The organism is Bosea sp. PAMC 26642 (assembly GCF_001562255.1).
Taxonomy (GTDB): domain Bacteria; phylum Pseudomonadota; class Alphaproteobacteria; order Rhizobiales; family Beijerinckiaceae; genus Allobosea.
Map to the genome: position 1 here is coordinate 5,302,712 of NZ_CP014301.1, position 11,622 is coordinate 5,314,333.

Sequence of the window (11,622 nt, forward strand, 5' to 3'; positions counted from 1 at the left end):
ACCGACGATGACCGCTACTGATCGCCAAAGCGGGTTTGGGCCGCCTTGTCGCTCTTCGGTTCGAATCCGGCGCCTGACCCGGCGCCGGGCGTCATCGGACCCGCGCTAGCGCAACATCCCCATCGTTCGCGGCAGCCAGAGCGTCAGCTCGGGGATGAAGGTGATCGCGAAGAGTGCCGCAAAGAGCGGGATCAGCCACGGCAGGATCGCCATCGTGGTCCGCTCCACCGAGAGGTTGGCCACGCGCGACAGCACGAACAGCACCATGCCGAGCGGCGGATGCAGCAGGCCGATCATCAGGTTCAGCGTCATGATCAGCCCGAAATGGATCGGATCGACGCCGAGCTTGAGGGCGATTGGCAAAAGTATCGGCACCACGATGGTGATCGCCGCGATGGTGTCGAGGAAGCAGCCGATGAAGAGCAGCAGCAAGTTGACCAGGATCAGGAAGACCCATTTGTTCTGGGTCAGGCTGAGGATGGCGTCCGACATGATCTGCGCGGTGTTCGACACCGTCAGCAGCCAGGCGAAGATCGAGGCGGCGGTGACGATGAACAGCACGGAGGCCGTGGTTTCGATCGTGTCGAAGGTCGCCTTCGTCAGCGTCCGCAGGGTCATCGACCGGTAGCGCACGAGACCCAGGAACAGCGACCAGATCACGGCGGCTGCCGCAGCTTCGGTCGGCGTAAACCAACCCATCGTCATGCCGCCGATCAGGATGACCGGCGTCATCAGCGCCATCACGGCCGAGAAGTCGAAATAATAGTCGAGGCCGAGCAGCAGCGCGAGCGCAAGCCCGATGGCGAGGTTGTCCGACAGGCCTGCCCAGATCAGACCATAGGCTACGATCGGAAATCCGAGTACCACCGCGACCTCGATGCCGGCCGTTCCGATTTCGCGCCACGAGAATGCCGAGTCCGAGCCCCATTTGTAGATGCGCGCGAAGATCGCCACCGTCGCCATCATGAACAGCGTCATCACCACGCCGGGGATGACGCCGCCGAGGAAGAGCGCGCCGATCGAGGTGTTCGACATCATGCCGTAGATGACGAAGGGCAGCGAGGGCGGGATGATCGGCCCCAGCGTGGCGGAAGCCGCGGTGACGCCGACCGCGACCTCGGCGGAATAACCGTGGTCCTTCATCGCCTTGATCTCGATCGTGCCGATGCCGGCGGCATCCGCGATGGCGGTGCCGGACATGCCCGAGAAGATCACCGAGCCGATGATGTTGACCTGGGCCAGGCCGCCGCGCATCCAGCCGACGAGCGCGACCGCGAAGGCATAGATGCGGCCGGTGACGCCTGCGATGTTCATCAGGTTGCCGGCCAGGATGAAGAACGGCACGGCCAGCAGCGGGAAGCTCTCGACGCCGGCGATCATGCGCTGCGCCAGGATGACATCGGGAACGGTGCCCGAGATCAGGATGAAGGTCAGAGAAGCGACGGCCATGGCGATCGCCACCGGCACGCCGAGGATCATCAGGGCAAGGAAGGAACCGAGCAGGATCAGCATGGTGGTCTCAGGCCTCCGAGCCGTCGAAAGCTTCCGGCTTCTCCAGCACGGAATAGCCGCGCTGCCAGTTCTGCCAGGCGACATGGAGTGCCCGCAGCGTCATCAGCGCGAAGGCAAGAACGACCGTGTTGAAGATGACCGACTTCGGAAAGTCGATCGTCGTCATCATCTCGTCGGGGATGAGGGAGGCGTATTTGTACATCAGCCAGGTGCCGTAGGCGAAGAAGCCGACGCGGACGACATCGACGAAGGTCGCCATGACGCGGCCGAGCCCCGGCGACATGTAGCGGTAAAGGAAATCGACCTGGATATGGCGCGAGGCCCGCACGCAGAGCGATGCGCCGAGGAAGACCACGACGACCAGAGCGTAGATCGCGATCTCCTCGGTCCAAGCGAAGGAGTTGTTCAGGACGTAGCGGGTGAAGAACTGCAGGATGACGGAGCCGACCATGACCCAGAAGGCGGCGAGCGTGATCCAGTCCTCGATGCCGTAGCCTGAGAGATCGGCCGGCGGCGCCGCCTCGTCGAAGACGTGGGCGAGTTCCTCGCTGGTGACCGGCGTGTGGATTTCGGGCGTTGTCGTCATGGGCCGGTCCAGTCTTAAGGTCGGTCGAGGTCTTGGCCGTCATTGCGAGCGTAGCGAAGCAACCCAGGCGATCCCGCTTGGCGGCTCTGGATTGCTTCGTCGGCTTCGCCTCCTCGCAATGACGGGCGGGTCACCGCGAGGAGCCGGTCGAGGCTTACTTGATCGCCTGGATGCGATCCCAGTCGGCCTTGCGATAGCCGAACTGCTCGAAGGTGACGTTCTTCTGCACATTGGCGAGGAAGTCGGCCTTGTCGATCTCGGTCACGGTCAGGCCCTTGTCCTTGAAGAACTGCACCAGCTTGACCTCGTCGGCCTGGATCTTCTTCGTTGCGCGGGCGGAGGCTTCCTGCGCGACCTCGCTGAAGATCTTGCGGTCCTCGGGCGAGAGCTTGTCCCAGAGTTGCTTGGCGACGACCGTGTTGAGGTGATCGACGATGTGGCCGGTCAGGACGATGTGCTTCTGGACCTCGAAGAATTTCTTCGCTTCGATCGTCGTCAGCGGGTTCTCCTGCGCCTCGACGGTGCCGTTCTGCAGCGCGAGATAAACCTCGGCGAAGGCGATCGGGGCGGTGTTGGCGCCGCAGGCGCGCGGCATGGCGAGATAGGCCGGCACGTCGGGCACGCGGATCTTGAGGCCCTTCATGTCGGCGCAAGCCTTGATCGGCTTGTTCGAGGTGGTGTGGCGCGTGCCGTAATAGGTCACCGAAACGATCTGGTGGCCGCTCTTCTCCTGATAGCCCTTGGCCATCTCGGTGAAGACGTCGCTCTTGGTGTAGGCGAGCAGGTGGTCGGGACCCCGGAAGGTGAAGGGATAATAGGTCACGCCGATCGGCGGATAGGCGCGCGCCGCGAAGCTCGAACCCGAGATGATGATATCGACGGTCCCGAGCGTCAGGCCCTGGTTGATGTCGGTTTCCTTGCCCAGCTGAGAGGCCGGATACACGGTGATCTCGTAGCGGCCATTGGTGCGCTTCTTGAATTCGTCTGCAGCCCAGACCGACTCGGTGTGGAAGGGCTCGGACGTCTCGTAGACATGCGCCCATTTCAGCTTGGTCTGCGCCTGTGCGGGCGCGCCGAGCAGGCTGAGTCCGGCAGCCAGTGCCGCGAGTGTCAGATAGGTCTTCATTGTCGTCTCCTCCCTGGAGTGTTGTTGTAGGTCGGCGTCAATTCTGTCTGCGCGGACGGGCGCTGACGCTCGCCTGTCCGTTGATCGGTCCAGCTTCGCCGAAGCTCTGCGAAAAGCGCTCCTGCGAATTGCTCAGATGGCGCGACATGGCCTCGCCGGCTGCCCTTGCATCGTGGCCGGCGAGCGCATTCCTGATGTCGTGATGCTCGACGAGAGCGGCTCGCCAGGACGCCACATTCTCGAAATAGCGGGCAAGCTGCTGGAAATACGGGTTTATGCGCTTGTCGAAGAGCTCGCCGACGAAGCGCACGAGCACGGCATTGCGCATGATGCCGGTGACCGCGACATGAAAGGCCCGGTCGAGCGCGACGAGTTCGTCTCCCGACAGGTCCGGATCGCTCATCCGGTGCAGGATATCGTCGATCGTAACGAGATCCGCGGGTGAAACACTGCCAGCCGCGGCGACGCAGACGGCGCTCTCGATCAGCTCGCGGGCCTTGAGCAGTTCGAAGGGCCCCTCGGAGGGCGTTTCGGACAAGGCGGTCGCGGGCATTGGCGGCCGGTCGACGACATAGACGCCGGACCCCATGCGGATGCGAACCCGCCCCTCGACCTCGAGCGCAATCAAGGCCTCGCGGACCGAGGGCCGCGACACGCCAAGCTTCTCCGCCAGCTCCCTCTCGGCAGGCAGGCGCGAGCCGACGGGGAATTCCCGCCGCTCGATCAGCCCGCGCAGCTGGTCGGCGATCTGGCGATACAGACGTGGCGACTCGACAGCCTCGAGCGGCACAGCGAACCCCTTGGCGTTTCCTGTCCCGACATTGCGGGTTATTGGCCAGTTGGTCAGGCCAATTTCTGTAACGGAACATTCGAAGTGGCCGAAGTCAAGTTTCGATGCGAACGCGGCTTTCGGCAGAAAGGTTGTCCGCGGATGCATGGCTCGATCAGGCTCTTGCTGACGATCGAAGTGGCACCGGTCGCCGGAACCGACAGTTCATTGCCTGGCCGCCACGTCGAAGAAATCCGGCGGTCCCATCTGGCCGCCCTTCAGGATGATGTCGAGGCCGTCCAGCTGCGGCAGGTCGCTGTGGACGCGGCAGAGCGGTGCGCCGGGTACGCAGGCGGCGCGGTAGCCGAGCCCCCAGATATCCAGCGCCTGGATCGCCTGGCTCGACGTGTCGCCGCCGGCCACGATCAGGCGAGACAGCGTCACGCGCTCGACGATCGCACGCAGCAGCGCGGCCGTCGCCGCCGCGACGGAGGCGGCGTCCTGCGGGGCGCCGTCGGGCCGATCCGTGATCAGCATGACGTCGCCCGTGCCGAGGTGTGAGATGGTCGCGTCGAGCAGATCGTTCCGGTAGCCGGCATCGCCGAGGCGGCCGGGATCGATCGCCAGCTTGTGGTATCCCGAGGCGGCCTCGACCTGCTCGCGCGTCACGGGCGAAAGGCTTCCGACTAGGGTAAGCACGGGACCGTCGCGACGCGGCGTCGCCGCGACGACGGCGGTGCGGCCGGAGACATCGACCATCGACCCGGCCAAAAAGGCCTGGGCGACCGAACTCGGACCGACGGCGAGCAGCGCCCCTGCTGCGAGTTGCTGCGTCAGCAGCCTGCCGACGACGGCGATATCCGCTTGGCGCGAGACGTCGAGTAGCACTGCTTCGGGGCCGCTCGCGAACTTTTCAACCCAAAGAGCCTCGACGCTGCCGTCATAAGCCCGGTAGTCCAGCAACTCGATGGGCCCGACACCCTGACCCGCGAGATGGCGCCGCAGGTCGGCTTCGTGCATCGGCGTCACCGGATGTACGCTCATCGTCGGATGGCGGTCGATCCTGTGGACGGCGCCGCCGATACCGGCGGCCGCGAAGAGCTGGCCGAAAAGACAGTAGCGGCGGAGATTGGGCTGGCCGCCGACGATTGGGACCGGGCCCTGGGGGAAATGCCGTCGCAGCGCCCGGATCGCCGCGCCGAGACTGCCGGTCCCGGGAGCGCTGTCGAAGGTCGAGCAGCATTTGTAATGCATCAGGGCGACGCCCTGCGCCGCGAAGAATGCGCCTGCGGGGTCGAGCTCCGCCGTCATGGCGTCGGGAGCCATGGCTCGGGTCGCCCCTGCGACGCCGATCGCGTCGAGCGGGCCGGCGGCGGCCAGATGCGCGGGCGTCGGAAGGCCGAGGAACAGCAGGGCGCGCAGCCCGCCTTCGACCAGTGTCGCCAGCGTATCCGTCGCGCCGGTGAAATCGTCGCCATACCAGCCATAGAGCGGAACGCGCGCCATCGCAGACCTCAGCCTGCCTTGCCGAAGAAATCCAGCGCCTGGCGCAGCTCGGGATGCCTACCCGCTGCTTCCTGCAGAGGGGTGCCGCTCGCCACGGCCGCCCAGGCCTGGCGGATGCTGGCGACGCCGGCCGCCGGGCCGCCTGGATGAGCGAGAATGCCGCCGCCCGCCATGAACAGGAGATCGTCGTTGCCGATCGCATCCCAGGTCGGCTGCGCCGTGCCGGCCCACTGCCCCGATGAGAACGCCGGCAGCACGCGGTCGTCGATGCCATCGCTCAGTGGCGTGATGCAATCGCGGGCCGAGGAGACCACTTCCTCGTCCGCCTGTGCGAATTTCCCCTGCAGGCCATGGACATGCAGGTGGTCGATGCCCGCCAGCCGCCAGAGTGTCTGATAGGCCTGGAAGGAAATGCCGAGCATGGGGTGGCGCGAGAGAGCGCCGAACCCGTTGCGGTGGCCGTGGAGCGCCAGATCGGTGGCGCTGCGCAAGGTCTCGATCGCCGAAAACCCGCACCAATTCAGGCTCGCCATGACGCAGGTGCCGCCCTCGCGCGTCACCAGATCGGCATGGCGGCGCATCGCATCGGTCTCGTCGGTGATATTGAAGGCCACCATCACCGCCTTGCCGGTGCGGTCCTGGTGCCTCCGCACCGCCTCCATCACGGCGGGTACGCGCTGTGCCAGCGGGGCATGGACGGGGTCGGCCGAGATCTCGTCGTCCTTGATGAAGTCGAGCCCGGCTTCGCAGAGCTTTGCAACCAGCGCTGCGGTCTCCTGCGGGCTCAGGCCGACATTGGGCTTGATGATCGAGCCGACCAGCGGGCCTTCCATCACGCCTGTCAGAGTGCGTGTTCCGGCGATGCCCTGACGCGGCATCGCAAATCGACTGCGGAACGAGGCCGGCAAGGTGATCGTGTCGAGCCGCAGACCGGTGACCTCGCCCAGATCGTAGAGATTGCCGGCGACGATGGAGGCCAGAGTCGCGAGATTGGCGCCGACATTGTCGATCGGGAACGAGATCGCGACGCGGGCGCGGCGCCAGGGGCCGGAGACGCCCTTCTTCGCCAGCCAGGCATTGGGCAGGCTAGCCGTGGCGACGGAGTCCAGCTCATCGATGCGGGTCACGACGGCGCGAGTGCGGCTGCGCAACTCGTCGGTCTCGCCGGCGACGCGGGTGAAGGTGCCGCTCGACTGCTCCCCCGCCATGATCTCTGCGACCTTCGCAGGGTCGAGCGGGGTTTCGATCAGATAGGTGGCTTCGAAACGGTTTGGATTCATCGGCATCATCCGTTCGTGAAGCGTCATGCTCGGGCTTGGCCTGAAAATCTCATGACTGGTATCCGAGATGGTCGGGTCAGCCCGACCATGACGCGCTTTGCTATGAGATCAAAGCTTGCTCAGATCCGGAAACGGCCGCACCGGGTCGCTGCCGTCCCAGGTCGCTGCGGCCTCGCGGATCAGGCGGAACATCTCGCCCTTGGGGCCTGCGACCTCCGAGAGTTCGATCACCGTGCCGGGGTGGTAATGCGTGTCGAAATAGATGAAGCGGCCGCGCTCGCCGACCTCGCCCGACATCACCGCCTTGAAGCCCTGCTTCGTCAACCGCTCGAGATCGGCGTCGTAGTCCGAGGTCCAGTAGGCGACGTGCTGCAGGCCGGAATGGCCGGCATCGGTGAAGTCCTTGTACATCGACGGCACGTCGTTGCGGCACTGGATCAGCTCGATCTGGAGCGGGCCGGAATTGGCCAGCGCGACCGAGTTGTGCGGCTCGTAGGCCTCGCCCTTGTAGCGGTAGTTTCTGATCGGCACCTTGGGATTGTAGAAGAACGGCCCGACGCCGAGCACGCTGCTCCAATAGTCCATCGCCGCCTCGATATCGGGGACGACGTATCCGGCCTGGCGGATCTCGCCGAAGAAGCGGCTCATGGGGATACCTTTGTGATTACGCGATGACGGGGGTCAGAATTTCAGGAAGCCGGTGGAGAACCACGGCACGGCAGCAACGAGGAGCAGGCCCAAAAACAGCGCCAGCATGTAGCCGCCGATATATTTCAGGCCCTCGTCGGGATTGACCTTGCTGATCGCGCAGGCGCCGTAATAGCCGACGCCGAAAGGCGGGGCGAAGAGGCCGATGCCCATCGCGAAGATCACCACCATGGCGTAGTGGACCTCATGGACGCCGATCTGCTTGGCGATCGGGAACAGCAGCGGCCCGAACAGCACGATCGCGGGAATGCCCTCGAGCACCGAGCCGAGGATGATGAAGGCGACGATCGAGATGCCGAGGAACCCCCAGGTTCCGCCGGGCACCGACGCCATGGCCCGCGCCAGATCCTGCGAGAAGCCAGACTGCGTCAGCCCCCAGGCCATCGCAGTGGCGCAGCCGACGATGAAGATGATCGCGCCGGTCAGCGAGGCCGTGTCGATCAGCATCTTGGGCAGGCGCCGCCAGTCGAACTGGCGGTAGAGCAGCAGCCCGGCCAGGATCGAATAGACGATGCCGATGGTCGAGACTTCGGTCGCGGTCGCGACGCCTTCGACCACCGCGGCGCGGATGACGAAGGGCAGCGCCACGGCCGGCAGCGCGATCAGTGCGAGCTTGCCGATCTCGCGCTTGGACTGCCGCACGACATGGCTGAGATCTTCGCCGCGATAGCGCCACCAGACGACGACGCAGAGCGCCGCTCCCAGCACGAGCGCCGGCAGCAGCCCACCGGTAAACAGCGCCGCGATCGAGACGCCGGTGACGGAGCCGATGGTGATCAGCACGATCGAGGGCGGGATCGTCTCGGTCTGCGCGCCCGTCGCCGAGAGCAGGGCGACGAGGTCGCCGGGCTTGGCGCCGCGCTTCTGCATCTCTGGGAAGAGCACGGGCGCGATCGCGGCCATGTCGGCGATCTTCGAGCCCGAGATGCCCGACACCAGATACATCGCGCCGACCAGCACATAGGACAGGCCGCCGCGCACATGGCCGAGCAGCGAGGCGAGGAACTGGATCATGGCCTTGGCCATGCCGGTCATCTCGATCAGCGCGCCCAGAAAGATGAACAGCGGCACGGCGAGGAGGATGAGATGGCTCATGCCCTCGTCGAGCCGGCCGACCATGACGATCAGCGGCGTCGTCGTGGTGAGCGAGAGATAGCCGAAGGTGGCGAGTGCGAAGGAGAACGCGATCGGCACGCCCGAAAAGACGTTGAGCGCCACGACGCCCACGAAGAAGACGATCAGGTTGAGCTTGCCGAGCGGCTTCAGCATCGGGCCGGCGAGCCAGAACAGCGCGACGAGCACAGCCGTCACCACCACGGCCATCAGGACGGGTTTGAGCGAGCCGAACCGCAGCAGCCTGACGCTGGCCGCCAGCAGCATCAGCCCCATGCCGACGGGCAACGCCGCCGCGCGCCAGGCATTGCTGATCTCGAGTGCCGGCGTGACGATGAAGCTTTCTTCCTCGGCATATTCGATTGCGTGCGGGATGATCATCAACAGGAACGCGATCGCGGCCGTGATCGCGAGCGCTTCCAGCAGGGCGCGTGTGCCGGGCGAGACGCGGCTGACGAGGCCGGTCATGCGCATATGCTCGCCGCGCCGCAGTGCTACGACGGTGCCCAGCATGGACAGCCAGAGGAATAGGATCGAGGCCAGTTCGTCCGACCACACCAACGGAGCATGGAAGACGTAGCGCGCCGTCACGCCCGCCGCGAGAATGATCATCTCCACAAGCACGAGAGTGGCCGCGGCCGCCTCGACGACACCGCCGATCACGCGGTCGAGGCGGTTCGCGATCCGACCGAACCCGCTTACGGGCACGGTCGTCTGCACGGGCAATGTCGCTGCCTGGATATCCATGGTGGAGCGTTTCCTGTGGTGCTTTTGACGCGCCCTTTTAGGCTCGCCCCAGGATTGTCAGGCGAGTTTTCCGACCGCCTCTTCCAGCAGGCCCCAGGCCTCGGTGCCGAAGCGGCCCTGCCACTCCTTGTAGAAGCCCGCATCGCGCAGTTTTGCGCGGAAGCTCTCGGGGTCGGTTTTGTTGAAGGCCAGCCCCTTGGACTGCAGATCGGCCTGCACGGTCTCGTTCAGAGCCTTGATGTCGCCGCGCTGCTTGACGCCCGCATCGTTGATGGCGTTGCCGACGATCGTCTGGATATCGGGCGGCAGGCCGCGCCAGGCGCGGCCATTGGCGATGAACCAGAAGCCGTCCCAGATATGATTCGAGATCGCGCAGTTCTTCTGCACTTCGAAGAGCTTGGCGACCTGGATGATCGGCAGCGGGTTTTCCTGCGCATCGACGACCTTGGTCTGCAGCGAGGAATAGACTTCGGAGAACTGCAGGCTGGCGGGTGCGGCATCGAGCGACTTGAACATCGAGATCGAGAGCGGGCTGACGGGCACGCGGATCTTGAGGCCGGCCATGTCCTTGGCGGCCTCGATCGGCTTGCCGCTGGTGGTCATCTGGCGGAAGCCGTTGTCCCACATTTTCTCGAAGGCGAAGAGGTTGAGCTTGGAGATCGCCTCGCGGACATGGGCGCCGAGCTTGCCGTCCATCGCCTTCCAGACCTGGTCGTAATCGGCGAAAGCGAAGCCGACCGCGTTGATCGCGGCGACCGGAACCAGCGTCGCGATGACCAGCGCGGAGGGCGTGAAAAAAGTAATGCCGCCATTGCGGACCTGGCTCAGCATGTCGGTGTCGCCGCCAAGCTGGTTGTTCGGGAAGATCTTGATCTCGACCCGGCCGTTGGTTTCCTTGGCGACGCGTTCGGCGGCTTCCTGTGCGCGGATGTTGAGCGGGTGGCTGAGCGGCAGGTTGTTGCCGTATTTCAGCTCGATCTCGGCGGCGCGCGCGACATGCGGCATCCCGATGAGCGGCAGCGCGGACGAGACGGCAAGCGTGCGCAGAACCCTGCGGCGGGTCAATTCAGTCATCGTAACCTCCCTTGGTCGCGGCGCGACCTGATTGATCGTCGTCTTCTTGCCTCGACGATAGGAATTGTGCTTGATGGTCGGCAAGCTCAATTTTTGATGGGTTTTGATTGGATGAACGGCCCGGCCCTCGATGATCTCGACGCAGCCGAGGCCCTGGCGGACACTGTGCCCAAGCGAAGGCAGACGGCGCGGATCGATGACGTCGCGTGGCTGGCCGGCGTCTCGACCGCGACCGTCGACCGCGTGCTCAACCAGCGTCCGGGCGTGCGCAGCATCACGGTACAGCGCGTGCTGAAGGCAGCCGGCGAGCTCGGCTATGTGATGGAGGGCGCGCTGCCGGCGAGTGCGCTGAAGCCGCTGCGTCTCGCCTTCCTGCTGCCGGCCGGCACGAACCGCTTCCTGGGTCTGCTCGGGCGGCTGATCGGCGGCTCCCAGGACCAGCTCGCCTCCTTCAACATGCGGGCGCGGGTCGATTTCATCGAGAGTTTCAAGCCGGACCTGCTCGCACAGCATCTCCGGCGCGTCGGCCGCGACGTCGACGGCATCGCCTTCATGGCGCTGGAGCATCCGACGGTGCGCGAGGCGGTCGATATGCTGGCCGATCGCGGCATCCCGGCCGTGACCTTGATCTCGGATGTCGCCAATACGCGGCGGGCGGCCTATGTCGGGCTCGATAATCGCTCGGTGGGGCGAACCGCGGCGCAGTTGATCGCGCGTTTCATCGGCCCGCGCCCGGCGAAGGTCGCGATGATCGCCGGCAGCCTGAGCTACCGCGCCCATGAAGAGCGCGAGATGGGCTTCCTGCATCTGTTCCAGGAGCTCTATCCAGCCATCGAGGTCGTCGGCCTGCGCGAAGGCCATGACGAGGAGGCCAGGAACTATCGCCAGACCAAGACGCTGCTCGCCCAGCATCCCGACCTCGCCGGGATCTACAATATCGGCGGCGGGCCCGAAGGCATCGCGCGGGCCTTGAAGGAGGTCGGCCGGCAAAGCGAGGTCGTCTTCGTCGGCCACGGGCTTACGCCCGAGACGCGCGGCCTCCTGATCGACGGAGCGATGGACGCGGTCATCACCCAGAACCCGCAGGCGACGCTGATGGACTGCATCGCGATCTTCGCCAATCTCAGGGCAGGGCGGCCCGCGATGCAGGGCATCGAGCGGCCCCGTACCGAGATCGTTTTGCGGGAAAACCTGCCATAGA

The 11,622-nt window shown here is 65.3% G+C and carries 10 protein-coding genes; 1 reads left to right on the forward strand and 9 read right to left on the reverse strand.

The window, feature by feature from the left end:
* Positions 1-105: 105 nt before the first annotated feature.
* The 9 genes from AXW83_RS25365 to AXW83_RS25405 form a co-directional block, all read right to left on the reverse strand.
* Positions 106-1,512: a TRAP transporter large permease gene (locus AXW83_RS25365; RefSeq protein WP_066619065.1), complete on the reverse strand. Its 1,407-nt coding sequence runs from the start codon at positions 1,510-1,512 to the stop codon at positions 106-108.
* 7 nt (positions 1,513-1,519) lie between these two features.
* Positions 1,520-2,098: a TRAP transporter small permease gene (locus AXW83_RS25370; protein ID WP_066619067.1), complete on the reverse strand. Its 579-nt coding sequence runs from the start codon at positions 2,096-2,098 to the stop codon at positions 1,520-1,522.
* Between the two features lie 154 nt (positions 2,099-2,252).
* The gene (locus tag AXW83_RS25375; protein ID WP_082767402.1) at positions 2,253-3,224 is read right to left on the reverse strand and encodes a sialic acid TRAP transporter substrate-binding protein SiaP; all 972 of its coding nucleotides are present in this window, start codon (positions 3,222-3,224) and stop codon (positions 2,253-2,255) included.
* 37 nt (positions 3,225-3,261) lie between these two features.
* Complete coding sequence (locus AXW83_RS25380; protein WP_066621247.1) at positions 3,262-4,014, reverse strand: FadR/GntR family transcriptional regulator; 753 nt, start codon at positions 4,012-4,014, stop codon at positions 3,262-3,264.
* 204 nt (positions 4,015-4,218) lie between these two features.
* Complete coding sequence (locus AXW83_RS25385) at positions 4,219-5,499, reverse strand: four-carbon acid sugar kinase family protein (RefSeq protein ID WP_066619070.1); 1,281 nt, start codon at positions 5,497-5,499, stop codon at positions 4,219-4,221.
* A gap of 8 nt (positions 5,500-5,507) precedes the next feature.
* Positions 5,508-6,779 carry a ribulose-bisphosphate carboxylase large subunit family protein gene (locus AXW83_RS25390; RefSeq protein WP_156640434.1) on the reverse strand — a complete coding sequence of 424 codons (1,272 nt, stop codon included), beginning with the start codon at positions 6,777-6,779 and terminating at the stop codon, positions 5,508-5,510.
* A gap of 108 nt (positions 6,780-6,887) precedes the next feature.
* On the reverse strand, positions 6,888-7,427 hold the full coding sequence (locus AXW83_RS25395; RefSeq protein ID WP_066619076.1) for a VOC family protein: 540 nt from the start codon (positions 7,425-7,427) through the stop codon (positions 6,888-6,890).
* Positions 7,428-7,460: 33 nt separating this feature from the next.
* A complete protein-coding gene (locus tag AXW83_RS25400) occupies positions 7,461-9,347 on the reverse strand; it encodes a TRAP transporter large permease (RefSeq protein ID WP_066619078.1) in 1,887 nt (628 codons plus the stop codon).
* 57 nt (positions 9,348-9,404) lie between these two features.
* Positions 9,405-10,421, reverse strand: coding sequence for a TRAP transporter substrate-binding protein (locus AXW83_RS25405; RefSeq protein WP_066621266.1), 1,017 nt, complete (start codon positions 10,419-10,421; stop codon positions 9,405-9,407).
* A gap of 111 nt (positions 10,422-10,532) precedes the next feature.
* Between AXW83_RS25405 and AXW83_RS25410 the strand changes: the two genes are divergently transcribed.
* Positions 10,533-11,621: a LacI family DNA-binding transcriptional regulator gene (locus AXW83_RS25410; protein WP_082767548.1), complete on the forward strand. Its 1,089-nt coding sequence runs from the start codon at positions 10,533-10,535 to the stop codon at positions 11,619-11,621.
* Position 11,622: the final 1 nt, after the last annotated feature.

Bases quoted from the DNA above. Each gene is read 5' to 3' on its own strand.
- AXW83_RS25410 (WP_082767548.1), top strand. From the start codon at position 10,533: ATGAACGGCCCGGCCCTCGATGATCTCGACGCAGCCGAGGCCCTGGCG.
- AXW83_RS25395 (WP_066619076.1), bottom strand. From the start codon at position 7,427: ATGAGCCGCTTCTTCGGCGAGATCCGCCAGGCCGGATACGTCGTCCCC.
- AXW83_RS25365 (WP_066619065.1), bottom strand. From the start codon at position 1,512: ATGCTGATCCTGCTCGGTTCCTTCCTTGCCCTGATGATCCTCGGCGTG.
- AXW83_RS25405 (WP_066621266.1), bottom strand. From the start codon at position 10,421: ATGACTGAATTGACCCGCCGCAGGGTTCTGCGCACGCTTGCCGTCTCG.
- AXW83_RS25375 (WP_082767402.1), bottom strand. From the start codon at position 3,224: ATGAAGACCTATCTGACACTCGCGGCACTGGCTGCCGGACTCAGCCTG.
- AXW83_RS25400 (WP_066619078.1), bottom strand. From the start codon at position 9,347: ATGGATATCCAGGCAGCGACATTGCCCGTGCAGACGACCGTGCCCGTA.
- AXW83_RS25385 (WP_066619070.1), bottom strand. From the start codon at position 5,499: ATGGCGCGCGTTCCGCTCTATGGCTGGTATGGCGACGATTTCACCGGC.
- AXW83_RS25370 (WP_066619067.1), bottom strand. From the start codon at position 2,098: ATGACGACAACGCCCGAAATCCACACGCCGGTCACCAGCGAGGAACTC.
- AXW83_RS25390 (WP_156640434.1), bottom strand. From the start codon at position 6,779: ATGAATCCAAACCGTTTCGAAGCCACCTATCTGATCGAAACCCCGCTC.